The sequence below is a fragment of the Psychrobacillus lasiicapitis genome (assembly GCF_006861795.1).
Lineage (GTDB): Bacteria > Bacillota > Bacilli > Bacillales_A > Planococcaceae > Psychrobacillus > Psychrobacillus lasiicapitis.
In genome coordinates this window covers 23,656-44,557 of the sequence record NZ_VDGH01000012.1, presented here as the reverse complement: position 1 = coordinate 44,557, position 20,902 = coordinate 23,656, and the positions used below count along the sequence as shown (strand labels likewise).

Here is a 20,902-nt window from a genome sequence, read left to right as displayed (position 1 = left end):
CGCTCCTGTGGGGTCTTCAGCTCACGCTATTCCCGCAGGAGTCACCGCCTACAGCGAAAATCAGTGGTAATTGCTTATTTAATTTGTCTCGACTTGTTAAACAAAATTTTAAGCAGGTTATCGATTGTGCAAATCCACTAAATGTATTAGAGCAACAAATTGTCCATTGAATGCAATCAATTCATAAAGTTACAAGTTTATTTTTAAAAGCGATACTGATGAAGAGAAGTTATCTCCATAAATGGTTGTATAATTCGTGCTTTATCCTGCTAAATGCAGATACTAAATGAGCAAGAAAATTCCTATTGATTGTAGCGGAAGGTGGTGACTCCGGCGGGATAAAGCGGGACAGGTGAGACCCCGCAGGAGCTTTAGCGACGAGGAGGCTCACCGCCCGCCCCGCGGAAAGCGCCCGCCTGCAGCGAAAATCCTAGCGGTCACTTAATAAAACATTCTACCGCGCAGTTTCCCTATTATGTGCGTTAGTCCATGTGTCGTTCCCAGTCACTAAATTGGACATCCTCAGTACCAATCTAACTCCAGCGCCTAGCACTGCGCAAAGTTCTTCGCAAACAAAATTGCTTGTGTTGGCTAAGGGCTGCCCTAGACACACACGATGCGGTGCACGTAGTCTATATTCCTCTACCTTAGGTGCTTGCGCATGTCTAATGTATAAAAAATATTGCTGCAAATAAAATAATAGTGTATTATACACAGTATAATTATAGTGTACGACATATAGTATAAGTAAGTGAGGTGGAAAATGAGTAAATTACTAAATTCATTGATAACAGAATTACGGAGAGGAACGTTGACACTTGCTGTTTTGAGCCAGCTTAAAACCCCTCAATATGGTTATTCTTTAGTTCAGCTCCTAGAAAAGTCGAGCGTTTCGATTGATCAAAGCACGTTATATCCTTTACTTCGACGTTTAGAAAAACAAGAACTAGTTGAAAGCAGCTGGGATACAACGGAAAGTAGACCGAGGAAATACTACGTATTGAGTGAATATGGAAAAGAAATTTTGGAACAGTTACAAGCCGAATGGGAAAAAACAACTTTGGAACTTCAAACTTTATTGAAAGGAGATGTGGAAAATGCACCTGATTGATATTTATATACAGGAAGTAACGCGCAGAATTCCTGAAAAGAATCGGGAGGACATTGCGCTTGAACTTAGGTCAACTATTGAGGATATGCTTCCCGATAATTACTCGGAGAAAGAAGTGAAAGGGGCTCTTACAAGTTTAGGGAATCCGGCATTGCTTGCAAGAGGATATGCAGATCGTCCGATGCATTTAATAGGACCAAGATACTTTGATATGTATGCGACCTTATTGAAAATGATTATACCAATAGTGGCGATGCTCGCATTAATTGTTGTTATCACAGAAAATATTATCTCCTATAATGGAGAGGAAGCCATACTTGGTACAATTCTTACTATTTTGGGGCATGGTATTTGGGGAATGATCAGTTCATTGATTCAGACATTTTTCTGGATTACATTAGTCTTTGCTATTTTGGAGCGTACGGATGCCTTGAATGATAAGACACCGCTTACCCCCAACTGGAAAGAATGGACACCAGATGATTTGAAAAGTATACCGTACATTAAGAAAGAAAAGAAAATCTCTAAAGTCGATATATTCGGTAGTCTGCTATGGATTGCAATCTTTGTAGCTGTCTATTTCAATGCGGTTCATTTAATTGGTGTTTATGAAAAGATTCAAGGAAAACTTCAGTTAGTAATACCTACTTTCAATCAGGATGTCCTATATTCCTATTGGTTGATTGTTTTATTTGCACTATTCTTAGAAGTAGCTTTTGTTTTTTATAAATTTATAGCTGCACAATGGACTACAAAAGTAGCCATTATGAATACTGTACGAACGGTCGTTTCTACAGTCGTGTTTATCCTTATATTTAATGAAGATAATTTGATCAACCTAGAGTTCTACAAGTATCTAGAGGATTTATTTCATTTTACTTTTGAACTTCACGGCCCTGTTAAAGTGGGATTTATTTTAATGTGGATCGTTTTTGCTGTGATTGATGTAGTGCAAGGGTTTCGGAAAGCAAAAATTCGAGGGTGAGAAGAGTGGCTTTTGGACACTCTTCTTTTTTGTTTCTAATATTACAGGATTATTAAAAACTAACTAGAAGGGTTATTTTAGGACAAAAGGAGGGTATAAACTTAGCAAGACGAAAAACTAGGAGGAAATACAATGGACATTGAATCAAATCGACGAATTGAAGTAGCTCGTTCAGAAGAAGAGATGTATGAGAAGTTGGAACTCCTGCAAGAACAAGGCTATGCGGACAGTGACATACATGTAATATCTCAAGAAGGCTCCCATCTGTATACGTTAAATCGTCATTCCGATGTTTCTACTCATGAGGCTGGAACGTTTGTGGATAAATTTAAATCCATCTTTACTGGGGAGGATGCCATAACAGAAGGGCTCCGGAGACTAGATCTATCAGAAGAAGAAACGGATTATTATGCAGGAGAAGTAGCCAAAGGATCAATTGTTCTCTACACGGATGTGCTAACATTTGCAGACGAGTCGTCTATTGGTCGCTTAGATGAGCCACAAGATCGTTTTGCGCGGGGAGAAACATTTGCGACAGATCCTTACTTAGTTGGTGGAGAAAAACGAATTTCCCCCGAGCAATATGAAGAAAGAAGGCAATTACAAGAAAAGTTAGATGAAATGCCACATAGAAATAGACTATATTAATAGAGTAACAACCTCCCCCTTGTGCATGAGTGCAAGGGGTTTTATAAAGTTAATAATCTATGAGATAATAAGCATATGAACAAAGCAAGGTGGGATAAGATGGACTTCGTGGCGATAGACTTCGAGACTGCAAATAATGTACGCTCTAGTGTTTGCTCAATAGGCATAGTGAAAGTGATGAATGGAAAAATTAAAGAAGAAGTGCATACATTGATCAACCCATTGAGTGAATTTCATTATTACAATACGAAAATTCATGGGATTAATGAATATATGGTACAGGATGCACCGACATTTGAAGAGTATTGGCCAAATTTTAAACAGTTTATCGACAACGAAACGATTATTGCGCATAATGCAAGCTTTGATATCGGCGTGTTACGAGACTCTTTAAAAAGGATTCATGAGTCAGAGCCGAACTTTCAATATGGATGCTCTTACCGAATTGCGAAAAAGGTTTGGCCAAATTTGTACAATCATAAACTCTCCACCGTCGCCAATTATTTAAGTATTAGCCTAAGGCACCATGATGCACTAGAAGATGCACGGGCATCCGCATTAATTGCTCTAGAAGCAATGAAAAAAACACAAACAAACTCCATCCAAGAGCTTTCTATTTTGCATAAGCTTAAATTAGGAAGTCCTGCTTCGGCGAATAAGAAAACGACACGCGCTAGAAAGAGTTCTGGCGATGCATTTTTGCAATCAATCATGGCAGAAAGTGCACCTCTAAATACAAAGCACCCATTTTACGGAGCGAATATTGTATTCACAGGAAAAATGGTGGCTATGACGAGACCTATAGCTGCACAATATGCAACTAATTGTGGTGCTATTTGCAAAGGGCAAGTAGATGCGACAACAAACTTTCTAGTAGTTGGAGATCAGGATTTATATAAATATGTGCAAGGAATTAAAAGCACGAAAATGCAAAAAGTAGAAGCATTAATTGAAAAGGGATACCCTATTGAAATTGTTGGAGAACAAGACTTTTTAAGATTGGTGAAATAGTCGCTAGAAAGAGACAAAGGATAACTAATTAGAAACAGAGAACTAACAGTTCTAATAAGAAAGTAACAACTAAGCCACATACTAATGGCTTAGTTTTTTTGAATTCCAAAAACATACTTTACCACTTGGAATAATTTGATTATGATGATAGATAAGAAAAGAGGGATAGAAAATGAATATCGATCATTTGGAAGCGTTTATGTATGTCGTGCAGTTAAAAAGCATTCATAAAGCGGCGGATGCATTGTTTTTGTCCCAACCGACAGTGACTGCAAGGATTAAAACATTAGAAAGGGAATTGAATACGGAATTATTTGTTCGCCAAGGCAGGGGACTTTTGCTTACGGAGCATGGAAGAGAATTTATACCATATGCAGAACAAATTATTCAAACGTATAAAGAAGGAAAAAAGATTATGAAGGAAAGAGCTGGGCATGAAGAAGTAATTATTGGAGCAAATACTATTACTTCACAATACTTTATTCCTTTTGCATTACCATTGTGGAAACAAGCAAATCCACAATTACGTTTTAAATTTATCTCAGCACCCAATGATATTTTAATAGAAAAGCTTTTGCAGAAACAAGTAGATATAGCTTTTATAAAGGATACAAACAATGAAGGACTTCAAAAACAACAATTATTAGATAATTCTGTAAGATTAGTTGTTTATCCAGATCATCCTTTGCATTATGTAGAAAATATAACAGCTAATCGATTAGCTGAAGAACAAATGGTGTTTTTTGAATGTGGCGCTTTTGACTGGAATCGAATTCATAAATTGTTCGAAGTAGGAAAAGTAGAACCAAAAATTGAATTCCAAGTAGACCATCTAGAAGTGGCCAAATCTATTATTAAAAACCGCTGTGCGATTGGATTTTTACCTTATTTATGCATAAAGAATGAACTAGCAAGAGGGGAATTGATCGAAATCGACGTGGCGCATTTAATTCAAATTAAGCAGCATGTCTTTTTAACTTATACCAATCAAGACGTAGCAAAATGGCCATTATGGGTAGATATCGCTCGAACTGTCGAGAATTTTCAAGCCTACCAATAGACTTTCTCTATCAATACAATAAATTTTTCTATCAGTAAACGTATTGCAATTCATCTACTTAAAGTGATAGCATAGGATTCAATATAAAATATATATTAATCGTATCAGATAACTAGGTTTAACTTGAATCATCAGAAGAACCTCTCTTCTAGAAGTAGAAGGATGGAATGCAGGAATACATGTACAAAATAAATGCTGATTCAAGTTAAGCCACCGGCGGATGTCACAGATTTTGAATGGAGTTAATTGCGTATCCGCAATTCAAAATCTGGACGCAATTACGCCGAGGCGTAATTGATAAATGGGAGGAATTCACATGACGAACAAAAGAAAGATTCGATTTGGTGCAATCATTCATGGAGTTGGCGGTAATATATCAGGATGGAGACATCCAGAAGTGCAAACAGATGCGAGTGTAAGCTTAGATTTTTATAAACAACAAGCTCAAAAAGCAGAGGAAGGCAAGTTTGACTTGGTATTTATCGCAGATGGATTATTTATCAATGAAAAGTCCATTCCACATTTCTTGAATCGTTTTGAGCCTTTGACTATTTTATCTGCGCTTGCTGCTGTCACTTCTCGTATTGGTTTAGTTGGTACTGTCTCTACTTCTTACAGTGAACCATTTACTGTTGCTCGTCAATTTGCATCACTCGATCATATTAGCGGTGGCCGAGCAGGATGGAATTTGGTGACAACACCTTTAGAAAGCACTGCATTGAATTACAATAAAACGATTGAACAGCATCCCGATCATGCTACAAGATATAAAATTGCCGAAGAATATTTGGAAGTAACAAGAGGTCTTTGGGACTCTTGGGATGATGATGCATTTGTGGGAGATAAAGAAAATGACGTGTTTTTCGATCCCTCGAAATTACATCATCTGAATTACAAAGGTGAATATTTCTCGGTACAAGGGCCATTAAATATTGGACGTTCGAAGCAAGGGCAGCCGGTAGTATTTCAAGCAGGATCTTCAGGAGCAGGAAAGACAATTGCTGCAAAAGGAGCAGATGCTATTTTTACTATGCATCCAACACTAGAATCTGCTAAAAGTTTTTATGAAGATGTAAAACAACAAGCTATTGAATTTGGACGTAACCCGGATCAGTTAAATATTTTCCCAGGTATTTCGCCAATTATTGGGGATACGGAAGAAGAAGCAGAAAAGAAATATGAAGAGATTGCTAATCTAGTTTCTATTGATAGAGCTTTGGCATACTTAGGCCGTTACTTTGATCATCATGATTTTTCTCAATATCCGGTAGATGAAGCCTTTCCTGAATTAGGTGACATCGGTAAAAATAGCTTCCAAAGTCATACGGACCGTATAAAACAAGAAGCAAAAGAGCAAAATCTTACACTTCGTCAAATAGCACTAAGAGAAGCGACACCACGTTCAGAATTTATAGGAACGCCAGAAAAGATTGCAGATTTAGTACAAAAATGGTTTGAAGAGCGTGGTGCAGACGGTTTTATCATTGCGACACAAGCGCCTCACACGTTAGACGATTTTGTAGAAAAAGTTGTCCCAATCTTACAAAAACGTGGGCTATACCGTGAAGAATACGAAGCAGACACTTTAAGAGGAAACTTAGGACTTCCGTTTTTGAAAAGTCGATATGCTAAGCAACTTGTTTAATGTATTAAGAGAAGAGGGATTAAATGATTTCCATTTCTAATCTTCATAAAAAGTTTGGGAAGAATGAAGTGCTCAAAGGAATAAATATACAAATTGATAAAGGGGACGTCATTTCCATATTAGGTCCTAGTGGTTCAGGAAAGACGACGTTACTACGTTGTCTTAACTATTTAGAACGGCCAGATGAAGGTACTATCACGATAGACGATGTTACCATCCATTCTAAAAAAGTGCATAAAAAAGATGTGTATCAATTACGAAGAAAATCGGCGATGGTATTTCAAAGCTACAATCTATTCCAGCATAAAACAGTTTTACAAAATGTGATGGAAGGATTAGTAATTGTTCAAAAAGTGAATGTGAAAGAAGCTCGAGAAATTGCACTTGAAATGTTGAAAAAAGTGGGCTTGGAGCAAAAAGTAGATGCTTATCCTCTTCAGTTATCAGGTGGACAACAACAACGAGTAGGCATTGCACGAGCATTGGCGTTGAATCCAGAAGTTATTCTTTTTGATGAACCAACGTCAGCGCTAGACCCTGAACTTGTAGGAGAAGTATTGGATGTTATTCGGAAGATTTCTCGAGAAGGTATCACGATGATTATTGTTACACACGAAATGAATTTTGCGCGGGAAGTGTCTAATAGAGTCATTTTCATGGATGATGGGGTAGTTGTCGAAGAAGGTGTTCCCAACGATATTTTTAGAACACCTAAAGAAGACCGTACAAAACAATTTCTGAAAAGGATGACACCTGAGCTAGAATATTCAATTTAATATCGAGGTATTTTGGAAGTGGAGGAGAGTTTATGGGGTATAAATTAGGTATTTTAGATCAAAGTCCGGTTGTTGAAGGCGTATCTAACTATGATACTTTGCAGAAAACAGTAGATTTAGCTCAAAAGGCAGAAGAATGGGGATATGAACGATTTTGGGTGTCAGAACATCATAATTCAGAAACAGTAGCTGGTTCATCTCCAGAAGTACTAGTTTCTTATCTGTTAGCAAAAACAAAAAGCATTCGAGTAGGCTCTGGTGGAGTTATGCTACAGCATTATAGTCCTTATAAAGTAGCGGAAAATTTTAACGTGCTATCTACGCTTGAGCCTGGAAGAGTTGATCTTGGTATTGGAAAAGCTCCAGGTGGATTGCCTCTTTCTACTAAAGCGTTGCAATATGGAACAGCAAATACAGGAGAAGACTTTGAAGGAAGACTAGCTTTCTTGCAACAGCTTTTGCATAATAATGTACCCGAAACACATGAGCTCGCTAGTGTTCAAGCAACTCCAATACCTCCTGTAAAACCAGAAACCTATTTATTAGGTGCAAGTCCAAATAGTGCAAAACTAGCAGCAAATCTTGGAGTTTCTTTTGCTTTTGCACGTTTTATAAATAGCGATAATGATATTTTAAAGGAAGCAGCAAGTACGTACCGTGCGATTTATCCGAATGGAACGTTTATCGTTTCAGTAACAGTTATAACAGCGCCTACCGAAGAGGAAGCGAAGAAACTTGCGAGCAACCAAAAAATTATTAAAGTTCATTTAGCGAGTGGTCGTACGCTAACATTACAAACAATAGAGCAAGCAGAAAAGTTTGGAAAAGAGTCAGGGGAAGCGTATGAAGTAAAGCAATATGAGGCGAATATCATTTATGGAACACCGGAGCAAGTGAAAGAAGTTTTGGATGAGTTTCATCAAACGTACGGAGTAGATGAATTTATCCTGCATACACCGATTCCGAATCCAAAAGAACGACTTCGCTCTTTTGAATTATTAAGTCCGAAAAATTTATTGAAGCAAGCAATTCATGCATAAAATTGGAGGGGAAAATATGGCAAAAAATATATCGGTAGTTGTGTGGTCAAAAGAAGGATGTAGTTATTGTAACGAAGTGAAGGAATACTTAGCTGAGCAAAATATTGCTTATAAAACAATAGATGTTACGAATCACGATGAGTTGCGGGATATTTTAGAAACTAAATATGGTGTTCGTTATGTGCCTGTTGTTGAAATTGGGGAAGGAAATACCTACAAAGCTGTAACAGAAGTTGGCTTAGAGCACTTAAAGGCGGCTTTAGAACCAGCTCATGTTTAATTTTTTATATAAAACCTACTAAACTGATATGAAAAGAGGATATAACTTGAAAAAAGTATTAACACTTTTATTACTCCTAGCAGTCGCTTTACTAGGCGCATGTTCTTCTAATGAAGCAAGTTCTAAAACTTCAGATGGCAAATCAGATGTACAAAAGATTATTGTCGGTACTGGTACGCAATTTCCTAATATTTGTTTCCTAGATGAAGAAGGTAATCTAACTGGTTATGATGTGGAATTGGTACGTGCGATCGATGAGAAATTAGAAGAATATGAATTTGAATTTAAAACGATGGATTTCTCTAACTTATTGCTGAGCTTAGAAACAAATAAGATTGATTTCATTGCCCATCAAATGGAAGTGAACGAAGAACGTCAAGAGAAGTTCTTGTTTAATGAAGTGCCTTATAATGTTTTCCCGTTAAAAGTAACTGTTCATCAAGATAATGGAAGCATCCAATCTATCGATGATTTAGCAGGGAAAAAGATAGCAACTACGGCTACTAGTAACGCAGCGGTATATATCGAAAAATACAATAAGGAAAACAATCTTGGTGCGGAGATTATTTATACTTCCAGTTCGTCTGACATCGTTAATCAACTTCGTACCGGACGGGTAGATGCAACCATTTCAACGCCATTTGCGGCAGACTTTTTAAATGAACAATCAGATGCACAACAGAAAGTTGTAGGGGACACTTTACTTAACTCAAATGTTTACTTTTTATTACAAAAAGGAAATACAACACTTCAAAAACGTATTGATGAAGCATTAACTGAATTGAAAGAGGATGGAACGGTAAGTGCATTAAGTAATGAATGGCTTGGAGCGGATTATTCGGTAGAATTCTAAATCCTTCTCCGGTAGAGGGAAGGGAGCAGAATGTATGGGAAAAGTATTTGATCCTTCTTTGATTTTGGAGTTTATTCCAACATTAGTTAAATATCTTGGTGTAACATTAGAGATTTTAGTAGCATCTATTTTCTTAGGAACAATTATTGGTATAGCAGCAGCGATACCAAAGTTGTTCCATATTCCAATAGTAAAACAACTAGTAACGATTTATATATCGTTTATAAGAGGAACACCGATTATCATTCAGTTATTTTTAGTTTTTTACGGGCTACCTGCTGTATTATCCATTATAAATATTGATATTTCTAGAATGGATGCACTATACTTTGTGGTCATCACCTACTCATTGAGCAATGGTGCTATATTTGCAGAGATTTTCCGAGGAGCGATTTCTGCGGTAGAGTTTGGACAAACGGAAGCGGCCTATTCGATTGGGATGACTCCTTTTCAAAACTTTACACGTATTGTATTCCCACAGGCCATTCGAGTTGCTTTTCCGAATATCGCAAATACAGTCATTGGTTCATTGAAGGATACTTCATTAGCTTTTACGATTGGAGTAATGGATATGATGGGAAGAGGAGAAACAATCATCGCTGCAACTGCCCATGCTTTAGAGGTTTATATCGCACTATCTGTCGTGTATTATGGGGTTGTATTAATACTAGAAAAAGGATTTAAAGTATTTGAAAAGTATGCAAATCGATATCAGGGAACAGATACTTCAGTTGCCTGATGGTGTGGGAGGTATGTATTCGTGGTAATTGATATTCCGTTTATTTGGGTGGCATTTAAAGAAATTGCGAAAGCTATTCCACTAACATTAATGCTAGCTGTTATTCCGGTAGTTATAGGTTTCTTTATAGGTTTGGCAGTAACATTAATACGGGAGTACAAAGTGAAGGGGTTATATTCAATTGCTAATGGGTATGTATCTTTTTTCCGGGGAACACCAGCGATTATGCATATTATGCTAATATACTTTGGTATTCCGATGGTACTAGATAGTATGATTAACTCTTTAAACCTACCATTTGAGACAAACAAAATACCAATTTACTTGTATGTAATATTTGCACTATCTCTTACGGCAGGGTCGTATTTATCGGAAATTATTCGCTCGGGTATTTCTAGCGTTGCAAAAGGTCAAATGGAAGCAGCTTACTCCATTGGTATGAGTACTCCTCAAGCTATGGGGCGTATTTTACTACCACAGGCTTTAGCTAAGTCGATTCCAAACTTTACTAATCTCTCGGTAGGATTTTTACATACAACTTCTATTGCCTTTCTTGTTTCTCAAAAGGAGTTAACCGGAATGGCTAATATCGTAGCATCGTCTAATTTAAAGTTTTTAGAATCATTTATAGCTGCAGGATTAATCTATTGGGGCATCTCGATCATTATGGAAGGTATTTATTATTTAGTTGAAAAAAGAGTACAGCAATATAGTAAGGGTGGGGTAGGTAGTTTAGCCCGAGATTAAAACAAACAGATGGAGGTTTTGCTATGACAAGTGTGCTAACAATTGATGTAGTGCAGGAAACTGAAAAAGAAGCAGTCGGTCGTTTACTAGTAGAAAGCTATTCCCAATACAAAGATTCATATGCAAACATACAAAATTGGTTAGATTATGCGTATGATTTGACTAATTCTGTAAAAAACCCGAAAGTAGAAAAAATTTTAGTTGCTAAAGATGGGGAAGAGATTTTGGGGACACTACAGTTATTTACTAACTCGGCAACTGCTTATAACAAACCTGAATTAGAAATAGACTCGCCTATCATTCGTATGCTTGCTGTTAGCCCAGCTGCAAGAGGAAAGGGCATTGCTCAGGCATTAATCAAGGAGAGTATCAGCTATGCACGAGACATAGGTGCTAATCACATCTATTTACATACAAGTGATAAAATGTCCAAAGCTATCCGCTTATATGAACATCTAGGTTTTAAACGAGATATATCGAAAGAGTTTAATAAATTGAATTTTGTAGTGAAATGCTATCGATTGGACATTTAGTTTTTTAGAGTCTCATTTTAGGAGGAATTGTATGGCAAGTGTAATGACAATCGATACATTAAAGGTGGCCGACAAAGAGGCAGTAGTGGAATTATTGGTAGAAAGTTATGGACAATATAAAAATGATTTTAGTACAGCTGTTTGGCAGGCGTATTTGGAGAGCATTAAACGTTCACTAGATAATCCTTCTATAGATAAAGTATTGGTAGCGAAAAGTGAAGGGGAATTTTTAGGGACATTACAATTATTTACGAACTCAGAAGCAGCTTATCAAAGACCGGAGCTTGGTATAGTAGATCCAATTGTAAGGCTACTTGCGGTTAGTCCAAAAGCAAGAGGAAAAGGAATAGCGAAGGCATTGTTAAAGGAAAGTGCCAGCTATGCCAAGGAAAAAGGGGCTAGCTATCTATATTTACATTCAGGTGAGAACATGACTCAAGCAATTCGATTGTATGAACATCTTGGTTTTAAGCGAGATGAATCCAAAGAATTTCAAAACGCGGATGTGCATGTAAAATGCTTCCGACTAGAATTATGAGGAAAGAAAGGGGCGTATTCCAAATGACCAAAAGTTTTTATTCTGCTGTTCAAAGTAGACGCTCAATTTATGGTATTAATGATGAAAAAATAATTTCAGATGAAAGAATTCAAGATATTATAAGTTTAGTAGTAAAGCACACACCTACTGCATTCAATTCCCAAACAGGTAGGATTGTTGTGCTATTGGGTGATCAACATAAAAAGTTTTGGAAACTAGCATTTGAATCAGTGAAAGAGGGGCTTGCTGAGGAAAAGATTGCTTCTACACAAAGTCGATTCGATGGTTTTGCTAGCGGCTATGGTACAGTGCTGTTTTTTGAAGATTATTCCGTTGTCGAATCATTCCAAAAGAAATTTGCAAGTGTAGAGGATCATTTTCCTGTTTGGTCTCACCAAGCATCTGGCATGCTACAGTATGTAGTTTGGACGGCACTTGAACAAGAAGGGTTTGGAGCGAGCTTGCAACACATCTATCCAACACTATCAAAAGAAGTGAAAAAATCTTGGGGTATCCAAGAAAAATGGGAACTTATTGCCCAGCTGCCATTCGGCAATCCTATTTCTTCCCCGAAAGAAAAACTAATAGAACCGGTGGAACATCGCGTTGTTATTGTAAAGTAAACAAGAATGGGAGTGTACTTTAATGGTAAGTGTAAATGTTAACGTAGGTACTGGACAAGATGAATTCAAAAAAGCTTTAGGAAATTATCCGACTGGTGTAACAGTTGTAACGACTTTCGATCAATCAAATAATCCAGTAGGATTAACAGTCAATTCTTTCGCTTCTGTTTCTTTAGATCCTTTACTTATATTATGGTCTATTGATAAAAAGTCGGGTTCCTATCCTGTATTTATAGAAGCGGAAAAATTTACGGTAAATATTTTGGCTGACGATCAAGCGGATATTTGTAGTTTGTTTGCTTCAAAGGTAGAAGATCGTTTTAGTAAGTGTGAATGGGAAGAATCGTCAAGACAATTACCTGTGTTGTCTGGATCACTTGCCCAATTGGAATGCAAAACTGCGAAGCAAATTGATGCCGGAGACCACATCATTTTTATTGGGGAAGTTATCCATATTCATAATGAAGATAAAAAACCACTGCTTTATCATAAAAGAAAGTTCGGAGCGATACCTGACAGCTTTTATAAATAATAATGGTTTCTATTAAAAAACATCCTGCCGAATGAAATTAAGGCAAGATGTTTTTTGTTTGAATTAGTCTATATTAATAATACTTAGTAGAAAGCTTTTTAATCGTCAACGCAGCGTTGACGTTATTTTGGGTGCCTCCAGCGATTCCCGGTAAATCGAGATGGCTAGGAGTAGATGTATGATTTCTAAGGGTTAGCTCCGTATTATCCTCTAATTGAAGGATTTGAATACCTATATTGGGTGCATTTCCGTCCTCTGTACCAAAGGTCGTATTGGTTGCTTCGATCCCGTTAGCAAATAACGTTAACTGATTCGATTGTTTGCCAGTAACATGGTAGATAATTTCGTATATCCCACTATTTTTAATCGTAATTTTAGACTCTCCGGCAGTATGTGAAATCCCTTGTGTTAAAAGGCCGTTTGAATCGAAGGAAATATCCTCTTCTTGATGAATACGTTGTTCACCAATGTTATAAATGTAAGCAAAATCAGCAATTCCGCCTGGGGATCCGTCTTTACCTGGAGGTCCTTGAGCACCTGTTTTCCCTATAGGACCTTCCAATCCCATAAACCCTCGTGGCCCTCTTTCACCCCGATCGCCAGCGGGACCTTGGATTCCTCGAGGACCTTCGGGACCCATTGGACCTCTTCTGCCTCTATTATTATGAACTTTACCACATTTACTACATGGCTGATTATTATCCAATTAATTTCACCTCCCCTATTGATTAACTTATTCATAAAAGAGGAGGGGAATTGGACTTTCGACAGTAGCTTTTGGGTATATTACATTTCCGTAGGGGCTTTTATACCGAGTAGTCTTAATGATTCTTCTAATACAATTACAACAGATTGAACGAGCCCGATACGATACGATAAATGCTTGGAATCGTTCATGATTTGCACATTACCATAAAAAGAATTAAAGGATTGCGCTAAATGCACGGCATACTTTGCCAGTATGGATGGATCGTATTCAGCTGTAGCTCGTAAAACAACCGATGGGAACTGTTTAAGGGCCTTAATGAGCTCCCATTCGTAATCATTTACATCCTTTACTTCAAAAGCGATTTGAGCAGGTGCCTTTCTTAAAATGGAACATGCTCTTGCGAACGTATATTGAACATAAGGTCCGGTTTCTCCTTCTGTTTGGAGCATTTTCTTTAAGTCGAATTCGATATCATGCTTTCGGTGTTGTTTTAAATCACTGAAAATCACAGCGCCGACGCCTACTGATTTTGCTACTTCTTTTTTATTGATTAATTGAGGGTTTTTTTCTTCGATTGTTTTTTCGGCCAAGAGAATTGCTTCTTTCAACACTTCTTCCAGTAAAATGATTTTACCTTTGCGCGTTGATAATTTTTTCCCATCCTTTAGGATTAGACCAAAAGGTATATGTTGAATAGCATCTGACCATGCATATCCCATTTTATTTAATACGATTTTTAACTGTTCGAAGTGTAAGCTTTGCTCATTTCCTACTACATATAATGACTTGACGAAGTGATAAGTATGCTTCCGATGAATAGCGGCTGTAATATCTCTTGTCGCATATAAAGTGGCACCATCGGATTTCTTGATCAGGCAAGGGGGTAAATGTTCCCCGACATCTACTACTAGAGCACCATCTGATGCCACTAACAGATTTCTTTCATGTAGCTCTTCCACAATTGAATCCATTTTGTCGTTATAATAAGCTTCCCCTTGGAAAGAATCATAGGATACACCGAGTAAGTCATATATTCTTTGGAATTCTTTAAGAGATTCGGTTCGAAACCATTCCCAAAGTGCTAATGCTTCCGTATCACCATCTTCTAACGATTTAAATGCTGCTCTGCCTTTGTCATTTAAGGAGTCATCTATTTTAGCTTCTTCATGAAAGCGAACATAAAGAGCTAATAGCGTTTCGATAGGAGCTTCTCGTACTTTCTTTTCACTTCCCCATAATCGATAAGCTACTAACAGCTTCCCAAATTGGGTACCCCAATCGCCAAGATGATTGATTTTGACAGGTTGATAGCCACTTTTTTCATGTAATAATGCAATAGAATTTCCAATGACTGTAGATCTTAAATGTCCCATAGAAAATGGTTTTGCAATATTAGGGGAGGACATATCAATTGAAACAATTCCTCCAGCACCTACATTGGAAGATCCATATTGTTTTCCTTGCTTTTGAAGGGTCGTTAATAAGGAAAGGGCAAATGACTTTCTTTTCATAAAAATGTTTACATACCCATTTACTGCTTCGGTTTTTTCGATGCTTTCATCTTGAATAATTGCCGCAAGCTCCTGTGCAATAAGGATAGGAGATTGTCTAAGCTTTTTAGCAAAAGGGAAACACGGTAATGCATAATCCCCTAAATGAGTATACACAGGGATTTCAATCATACTGTCATCGATTGTTTCTGTTGTAAAACGCTGAAGAATGCTGACTATTTCTTTTTTCAATTGAATTCCTCCTAAACTAAAAAAAGCCCTCGTCTCATCATAATAATGAGACGAAAGCTTAACTTCCGCGGTACCACTCAATTTGCCTATTTTGGCCACTTTCTCTATAACGGTGAGTCTCCGGCTTCTCTAAAGAAGCATCTCCAAAGTGCGGTTCACAACTCTTCTTAACTAGGCTCTCACCATCCCCAGCTCGCTACTTAATCCGAAATTGTTACTCTCTTCTTCTCAGATATTGTATTTAAAATTACCAAATAGAAGATGAAAAGTCAAATTGTTTTGAAAAAATGCTATAGGGTATAGATTTACTTGGCAGGGAAAAGCTAACAATGATTAAAATGAAAAGAGGGAACTTATGGATTCTAATATTTCATATGGTGATGATTATAAATTTATTCCAGCAACATCGATTGCAAGTGGAATAGGAATAGAAGTTCTACCAGATATCTATTGTCATACAGTACAAATCGTCAATATTTGTTTAGTCGGAAAGCCTGGTTCTAGTGAGTTTGTGCTGGTAGATGCTGGTATGCCACACTCAGCAGAAAATATTATTTCTGCGGTTGAGGAACGTGTTGGAGCAGGTAGTAAACCGAGTGCTATTATTTTAACGCACGGCCATTTTGATCATGTAGGTGGCATTATTGAGTTAGTGAACAAGTGGGAAGTTCCAGTTTATGCACATCCATTGGAATTGCCTTTCTTAACAGGAAAAGAAAGCTATCCTAAGCCAGATCCCACTGTCGAAGGTGGTATGGTTGCTAAAATGTCCCCTATGTTTCCTATTGATCCAATAAATTTAGGAAATAACATAAAAGAGTTGCCTTCCGATGGAACAATACCGCATATGCCTGATTTTAGATGGATTCATACCCCTGGTCATTCTCCAGGACATGTCTCATTTTATAGAGAAAGAGATGGACTCTTGATAGCTGGTGATGCGTTTGTCACGGTGAAACAAGAATACTTATATAAAGTGCTAACACAGGAGCAGGAAATTAGTGGACCACCGAGATACCTTACTACCGATTGGGTAGCAGCTAGAGAGTCGGTGGAGAAATTAGCAGAATTAAAACCAAAAATTGCAGTTACGGGCCATGGATTACCAATGTCCGGTGATTTGTTAACGAGTAACTTAAGGCTCTTGGTGACAGATTTTGAAAAAATCGCTATTCCTGATTACGGAAAATATGTAGATGGATCCAATCAATAAAAAATAATCAAAAACGTTTAGCGGGTGTGAGGAAATCACGCCACCTAAACGTTTTTTTATGTATGTAGATATAAAAATATAAGGATTAAAAACAGAATATTATGATTATTAATTTATCTATTGAATATTCTATCGGTTTAGTGCATTATATTCTTATCGGTTTTGTAGGAATTAAATTGTTTGAATAAATAATTTAGACTACATAAAGCTGCCAATGATAAAACATATTGCAAGGAGGACAATCATGCAATCTATTAAGAGAAATAAATGGATGATGGCGATTGTAGGAATACTATTAATAATGGGATTAGCAGCATGCTCGAATAATGAAGCTAATACAAGTAATACAGGAAATGAAGAAGAGGATGCAGGAGAACCAGTAGTTAGCGAAACGCTAAAAGTTGCTTATGCATCAGATCCGGATACACTCGATTGGAGTTATACTGGAGCATCACCAACAAGAGACGTAGCATGGCATATTTTCGAGATGCTATTTGCATTGGATAACGATTTTGCTATCCAACCGATGTTAGCAGAGAGCTATGAGGTGAATGAAGACAGAACGCTTTATACGATAAAAGTACGTGAAGGTGTTAAATTCCACGATGGTTCAGTACTTACTGCAGAAGATGTAGTTGCTTCTATTGAACGTTGGGGAAAAATATCGTCAGTTGGTAAAACAACGTTTACTCACATCGAGTCGGTTACTGCCACTTCAGAAAATGAAGTCCAAGTAAAGCTTTTAGAACCATATAACTCTTTACTAGCAGATTTTGCTGCACCAAAATCCGCACTTATGATTATTCCAGCTAAGGTTGCGGAAGCAGCTGGTGAGCAACCCTTGAAACCAGAGCATTTAATCGGAAATGGTCCTTACGCATTTGAGAAGTGGGATAGAGGTCAAGAAATCGTCGTGAAAAAGTTTGCTGATTACTCCGCACGTGAAGAGGAAGACTGGGGCGGCTTAACAGGTAAGAAAACCGCTTATTTCAATGAAATTAAATTTATGATTGTAAAAGATCCGCAAGTAATCCTAAACGGATTGAAAACTGGTTTGTATGATTATGGCCAATCCATTCCTACAGATTTAAATGAGGTAGTTGCAAGTACACCGAATGTTGATCCTGTAACTTATATGAATGGCTATTCGACCATTACACCAGACAAATCAGAAGCTCCTTTTAATGATATTAAAGTACGCCAAGCTTTAAATCATGCTTTAGATAAAAAAGTTATTGCAGAAGCAACCTATGGCTCCGAAGAGTTTTATCAATTAGATGGAGCACTTTTCGTTCCTAAACAAGTAGAACTATATTCAGATAAAGGCTCGGATGACTACTTGGCATATGACAAAGAGCTTGCGAAAAAACTGTTAGAGGAATCGAGCTACAATGGGGAAACATTAAAAGTAGTGTATTCTAGCAACTCGGAAGAATACAATAAAATCGCACAAGTGGCTAAACAGCAACTAGAAGAGGTTGGTTTCAAAGTAGAGCTTATTTCTTATGAATGGGCAACGTATCTTGAAAAATGGGGCGATCCTGCAAACTGGGATTTAGTAGTTATTGGATGGTCTACTCGTTTCTCTCCAAACGAATTAGGGATGCTTGTACCAAACATACAAAGTAGTGGTTGGTATGAGAGTCCACGTTGGTCTGACTTAATTGCTCAGTGGGGAGAAGCTGAGACAGAAGAACAACAAAAAGAAATCCTAACGGAAATGAACCAAACTGTTAACGATGAGCTTCCATTTATTAAAATTGCTAATCTAACTACACTAGATATTAAAACAAACAAAATTAAAAACTATGAAAACTGGTTAGGTCAACGATTCTGGAATACTTGGAAAGCTGAATAGTTTAGTTGAAAGGATAAGCTTGTTGGGTACTATTTCTGACAAGCTTTCCTTTATTGCTTTTATATAAGGTGAAACTTCAATCAGTAGGGGTTTCCGACGCGCAGGACCTGCTAGTGTGGACGTTGTGACATGGACGTCACGCTTTTAGTCCGCTTTCCCGCACTGATTGTTAGTTGTATCCCACACGATGTGGGTCACACAGACGTTGCAAACGCTCTTTTATTTTGCGACGAGCTTTGCGCAGGAGCAACACGATAACACGATGTTGCGTACTTAGTCTGGGATCATTCAGTCGGGCGCATGCCAGCAGATGATCTGCCACTTATCTTTTCGCTTTTCTTAAATATTGAAGTGGTAGTCTTACTGCCCGTTAATGCGGGATAAAAAGTTGCTTGTGAGGTGAGAGGGAATTGCTACAATACACGATTAGAAGATTGTTTTCATTGATACCAGTAATGTGCATCGTGAGTATTATTGTGTTTATGATTATCCATTTAACACCAGGAAATCCTGCCCATCTAATTTTAGGGGAAGATGCTTCAGAAGAAAGCATTAAGCAGCTGGAAGAGCAATTAGGATTGGATCAACCAATAGTTATGCAATATGTTAACTGGGTTAAGGATATTGTGACAGGTGACTTTGGCCAATCTGTTTATTCGTCCGAGCCTGTATTAGATATTATTTTAGGAAGGCTTGGTCCAACATTTAGTATTACGATTGTATCTATAATTATGATTCTAGTAATTTCGATTCCAATCGCTATAGCTGCAGTTTGGAAACGAAATACCTTAATAGATCCGTTATTTATATCTATCTCTCTTCTAGGGGTTTCTATTCCAGAGTTTTGGTTTGCGATGCTATTAGTACTTGGGTTTGCGGTTTCTATTCCGTTGTTCCCTGTAGCAGGTTACATCCCAATGGCAGATGGAATATTCCAGTGGCTGTATCATTTGATATTACCTTCATTTGTACTGGCTGCTGTTGAAATTGGTTTAGTAGCAAGGATGCTTAGGGACGGCATGCTTGAGTCGGTAAACCAGGATTATATTAGAACTGCTCGTGCAAAAGGCGTGAAAGAAAGCATCGTGTTGATGAAGCATGTTTTTTCCAATGCACTCATACCGACGACGACGGTAATTGGCGCAATGGTCGCAGGCTTACTTGGAGGTACAGTTATCATTGAAACGATGTTTACGATACCAGGAATGGGCCAATTATTAGTCGACTCTATTTATAGACGAGATTATCCGATCATTCAAGGCGTTATCTTATTTATCGCGGTTGTATATGTAATAGTTAACTTGTTGGTTGATCTACTATATACATTTTTGGATCCGAGAATTCGGTATGATTAATGTCTGAAAAAATTGGAAAGGGGGATTATACATGCTGAAGCGAAAAAGAAACTTATTGTCAATTGGCATACTTCTTCTAATAACGATCGCAACGATTACGGCATCATTATGGAGTCAAACATCTCCTTCTTTTATCGATCCAACTCTTCGTTTACTCAGCCCATCGAGTGAACATTGGTTTGGTACCGATCACTTTGGTAGGGATATATTTATAAGAACTATATATGCCGCAAGGGTTTCTTTGATTGTTGGTGCGGTCGTGGCGGTAGTAGCGACATTTTTGGGAACGTTCACAGGTTTAATAGCAGGTTATTATAAAAGAGCGGATTCAATCATAATGCGAATTGTCGATGGTATGTTAGCATTCCCAGCGTTAATACTTGCATTGGCACTAGTTGCTGCTCTTGGAGGATCTGTTGCGAATATAATTATAGCATTGGGATTTGCATTTTGGCCTATTATGACAAGAATTGTACGTGCTGCAGTACTTCAAGTGAAAAATGTGCAATATATCGAAGCTGCTAAAACTACAGGAGCAAGTGATTTTGTTATTTTAACTACTTATATACTGCCTAATATATTGTCTCCAATTATAGTGCAGGGGACGTTTACCTTTGCAAGGGCAATACTCGCTGAAGCAGCGCTTAGTTTCTTAGGTATCGGGGTAAATCCGACAACGCCGACTTGGGGCAATATGCTTCAAGAAGCACAAATTTACATTTCGATGGCACCTTGGTTTTCTATATTCCCCGGGCTTGGAATTGTCCTTACAGTTTTAGCGTTGAATATGCTTGGGGATGGAATAAGAGATGCGTTTGATCCACATGCGAAAAAACAATTGAAGAAAAGAAAGAAAGTTAGCCAGCAGAAATATGCGTAATCATACTTTACGTACTTGAGGAGT

At 37.6% G+C, this 20,902-nt stretch carries 22 protein-coding genes and 1 other annotated feature; of the genes, 20 read left to right on the top strand and 2 right to left on the bottom strand.

From position 1 onward, the window contains the following. Nucleotides 1–763 precede the first annotated feature (763 nt). The 16 genes from FG382_RS18490 (at nucleotide 764) to FG382_RS18415 (ending at nucleotide 13,121) form a co-directional block, all read left to right on the top strand. Nucleotides 764–1,111, top strand: coding sequence for a PadR family transcriptional regulator (locus FG382_RS18490; RefSeq protein ID WP_142540377.1), 348 nt, complete (start codon nucleotides 764–766; stop codon nucleotides 1,109–1,111). Further along, nucleotides 1,098–2,096, top strand: a complete 999-nt coding sequence (locus FG382_RS18485; protein WP_142540376.1) for an HAAS signaling domain-containing protein — start codon at nucleotides 1,098–1,100, stop codon at nucleotides 2,094–2,096. Before FG382_RS18490 ends, FG382_RS18485 begins: the two co-directional genes overlap by 14 nt. Before the next feature lie 132 nt (nucleotides 2,097–2,228). Continuing rightward, the gene (locus FG382_RS18480; protein ID WP_142540375.1) at nucleotides 2,229–2,744 is read left to right on the top strand and encodes a YflT domain-containing protein; all 516 of its coding nucleotides are present in this window, start codon (nucleotides 2,229–2,231) and stop codon (nucleotides 2,742–2,744) included. A 75-nt stretch (nucleotides 2,745–2,819) separates the two neighbouring features. Continuing rightward, entirely contained in the window at nucleotides 2,820–3,755 is a 936-nt protein-coding gene (locus FG382_RS18475; protein WP_142540374.1) for an exonuclease domain-containing protein, read from the top strand. Nucleotides 3,756–3,927: 172 nt separating this feature from the next. Further along, nucleotides 3,928–4,815, top strand: a complete 888-nt coding sequence (locus FG382_RS18470) for a LysR family transcriptional regulator (protein ID WP_142540373.1) — start codon at nucleotides 3,928–3,930, stop codon at nucleotides 4,813–4,815. 316 nt (nucleotides 4,816–5,131) lie between these two features. Beyond that, nucleotides 5,132–6,460: an LLM class flavin-dependent oxidoreductase gene (locus tag FG382_RS18465; RefSeq protein WP_142540372.1), complete on the top strand. Its 1,329-nt coding sequence runs from the start codon at nucleotides 5,132–5,134 to the stop codon at nucleotides 6,458–6,460. A gap of 23 nt (nucleotides 6,461–6,483) precedes the next feature. Further along, nucleotides 6,484–7,236 (top strand): amino acid ABC transporter ATP-binding protein, encoded by a 753-nt coding sequence (locus FG382_RS18460; RefSeq protein ID WP_142540371.1) that lies wholly within the window; start codon nucleotides 6,484–6,486, stop codon nucleotides 7,234–7,236. Between the two features lie 32 nt (nucleotides 7,237–7,268). Continuing rightward, nucleotides 7,269–8,276: an LLM class flavin-dependent oxidoreductase gene (locus tag FG382_RS18455; RefSeq protein WP_142540370.1), complete on the top strand. Its 1,008-nt coding sequence runs from the start codon at nucleotides 7,269–7,271 to the stop codon at nucleotides 8,274–8,276. Between the two features lie 16 nt (nucleotides 8,277–8,292). After that, nucleotides 8,293–8,556: a glutaredoxin family protein gene (locus tag FG382_RS18450; protein ID WP_142540369.1), complete on the top strand. Its 264-nt coding sequence runs from the start codon at nucleotides 8,293–8,295 to the stop codon at nucleotides 8,554–8,556. 46 nt (nucleotides 8,557–8,602) lie between these two features. Continuing rightward, nucleotides 8,603–9,409 (top strand): transporter substrate-binding domain-containing protein, encoded by an 807-nt coding sequence (locus FG382_RS18445; RefSeq protein ID WP_280525894.1) that lies wholly within the window; start codon nucleotides 8,603–8,605, stop codon nucleotides 9,407–9,409. 34 nt (nucleotides 9,410–9,443) lie between these two features. After that, nucleotides 9,444–10,148 (top strand): amino acid ABC transporter permease, encoded by a 705-nt coding sequence (locus FG382_RS18440; RefSeq protein WP_142540367.1) that lies wholly within the window; start codon nucleotides 9,444–9,446, stop codon nucleotides 10,146–10,148. A gap of 21 nt (nucleotides 10,149–10,169) precedes the next feature. Then, entirely contained in the window at nucleotides 10,170–10,895 is a 726-nt protein-coding gene (locus FG382_RS18435) for an amino acid ABC transporter permease (RefSeq protein WP_142540366.1), read from the top strand. Nucleotides 10,896–10,918: 23 nt separating this feature from the next. Next, nucleotides 10,919–11,428: a GNAT family N-acetyltransferase gene (locus FG382_RS18430; protein WP_142540365.1), complete on the top strand. Its 510-nt coding sequence runs from the start codon at nucleotides 10,919–10,921 to the stop codon at nucleotides 11,426–11,428. Nucleotides 11,429–11,459: 31 nt separating this feature from the next. Next, a complete protein-coding gene (locus FG382_RS18425; protein ID WP_142540364.1) occupies nucleotides 11,460–11,966 on the top strand; it encodes a GNAT family N-acetyltransferase in 507 nt (168 codons plus the stop codon). Nucleotides 11,967–11,989: 23 nt separating this feature from the next. Next, a complete protein-coding gene (locus FG382_RS18420; protein WP_142540363.1) occupies nucleotides 11,990–12,589 on the top strand; it encodes a nitroreductase family protein in 600 nt (199 codons plus the stop codon). 22 nt (nucleotides 12,590–12,611) lie between these two features. Further along, entirely contained in the window at nucleotides 12,612–13,121 is a 510-nt protein-coding gene (locus FG382_RS18415) for a flavin reductase family protein (RefSeq protein ID WP_142540362.1), read from the top strand. Nucleotides 13,122–13,194: 73 nt separating this feature from the next. Here the strand turns inward: FG382_RS18415 and FG382_RS18410 are convergent, their stop codons facing one another. Beyond that, complete coding sequence (locus FG382_RS18410; RefSeq protein WP_142540361.1) at nucleotides 13,195–13,827, bottom strand: collagen-like triple helix repeat-containing protein; 633 nt, start codon at nucleotides 13,825–13,827, stop codon at nucleotides 13,195–13,197. Between the two features lie 80 nt (nucleotides 13,828–13,907). Continuing rightward, entirely contained in the window at nucleotides 13,908–15,578 is a 1,671-nt protein-coding gene (gene argS / locus FG382_RS18405) for an arginine--tRNA ligase (protein ID WP_373287577.1), read from the bottom strand. A 37-nt stretch (nucleotides 15,579–15,615) separates the two neighbouring features. Further along, nucleotides 15,616–15,811, bottom strand: a binding site (T-box leader). Nucleotides 15,812–15,927: 116 nt separating this feature from the next. Here argS and FG382_RS18400 point away from each other — a divergent pair. From FG382_RS18400 to FG382_RS18385, 4 genes are all read left to right on the top strand, one after another. Next, complete coding sequence (locus FG382_RS18400; RefSeq protein WP_142540359.1) at nucleotides 15,928–16,785, top strand: MBL fold metallo-hydrolase; 858 nt, start codon at nucleotides 15,928–15,930, stop codon at nucleotides 16,783–16,785. 244 nt (nucleotides 16,786–17,029) lie between these two features. After that, nucleotides 17,030–18,643 (top strand): ABC transporter substrate-binding protein, encoded by a 1,614-nt coding sequence (locus tag FG382_RS18395; RefSeq protein ID WP_170206579.1) that lies wholly within the window; start codon nucleotides 17,030–17,032, stop codon nucleotides 18,641–18,643. 410 nt (nucleotides 18,644–19,053) lie between these two features. Further along, a complete protein-coding gene (locus FG382_RS18390; protein WP_142540357.1) occupies nucleotides 19,054–19,998 on the top strand; it encodes an ABC transporter permease in 945 nt (314 codons plus the stop codon). 31 nt (nucleotides 19,999–20,029) lie between these two features. Continuing rightward, nucleotides 20,030–20,878, top strand: coding sequence for an ABC transporter permease (locus tag FG382_RS18385; protein ID WP_142540356.1), 849 nt, complete (start codon nucleotides 20,030–20,032; stop codon nucleotides 20,876–20,878). Nucleotides 20,879–20,902: the final 24 nt, after the last annotated feature.

What these genes read in the sequence shown, in the direction of transcription:
- FG382_RS18490 (WP_142540377.1), top strand. Translation starts at nt 764, where the DNA reads ATGAGTAAATTACTAAATTCATTGATAACAGAATTACGGAGAGGAACG.
- FG382_RS18485 (WP_142540376.1), top strand. Translation starts at nt 1,098, where the DNA reads ATGCACCTGATTGATATTTATATACAGGAAGTAACGCGCAGAATTCCT.
- FG382_RS18480 (WP_142540375.1), top strand. Translation starts at nt 2,229, where the DNA reads ATGGACATTGAATCAAATCGACGAATTGAAGTAGCTCGTTCAGAAGAA.
- FG382_RS18475 (WP_142540374.1), top strand. Translation starts at nt 2,820, where the DNA reads ATGAACAAAGCAAGGTGGGATAAGATGGACTTCGTGGCGATAGACTTC.
- FG382_RS18470 (WP_142540373.1), top strand. Translation starts at nt 3,928, where the DNA reads ATGAATATCGATCATTTGGAAGCGTTTATGTATGTCGTGCAGTTAAAA.
- FG382_RS18465 (WP_142540372.1), top strand. Translation starts at nt 5,132, where the DNA reads ATGACGAACAAAAGAAAGATTCGATTTGGTGCAATCATTCATGGAGTT.
- FG382_RS18460 (WP_142540371.1), top strand. Translation starts at nt 6,484, where the DNA reads ATGATTTCCATTTCTAATCTTCATAAAAAGTTTGGGAAGAATGAAGTG.
- FG382_RS18455 (WP_142540370.1), top strand. Translation starts at nt 7,269, where the DNA reads ATGGGGTATAAATTAGGTATTTTAGATCAAAGTCCGGTTGTTGAAGGC.
- FG382_RS18450 (WP_142540369.1), top strand. Translation starts at nt 8,293, where the DNA reads ATGGCAAAAAATATATCGGTAGTTGTGTGGTCAAAAGAAGGATGTAGT.
- FG382_RS18440 (WP_142540367.1), top strand. Translation starts at nt 9,444, where the DNA reads ATGGGAAAAGTATTTGATCCTTCTTTGATTTTGGAGTTTATTCCAACA.
- FG382_RS18430 (WP_142540365.1), top strand. Translation starts at nt 10,919, where the DNA reads ATGACAAGTGTGCTAACAATTGATGTAGTGCAGGAAACTGAAAAAGAA.
- FG382_RS18425 (WP_142540364.1), top strand. Translation starts at nt 11,460, where the DNA reads ATGGCAAGTGTAATGACAATCGATACATTAAAGGTGGCCGACAAAGAG.
- FG382_RS18420 (WP_142540363.1), top strand. Translation starts at nt 11,990, where the DNA reads ATGACCAAAAGTTTTTATTCTGCTGTTCAAAGTAGACGCTCAATTTAT.
- FG382_RS18415 (WP_142540362.1), top strand. Translation starts at nt 12,612, where the DNA reads ATGGTAAGTGTAAATGTTAACGTAGGTACTGGACAAGATGAATTCAAA.
- FG382_RS18400 (WP_142540359.1), top strand. Translation starts at nt 15,928, where the DNA reads ATGGATTCTAATATTTCATATGGTGATGATTATAAATTTATTCCAGCA.
- FG382_RS18395 (WP_170206579.1), top strand. Translation starts at nt 17,030, where the DNA reads ATGCAATCTATTAAGAGAAATAAATGGATGATGGCGATTGTAGGAATA.
- FG382_RS18385 (WP_142540356.1), top strand. Translation starts at nt 20,030, where the DNA reads ATGCTGAAGCGAAAAAGAAACTTATTGTCAATTGGCATACTTCTTCTA.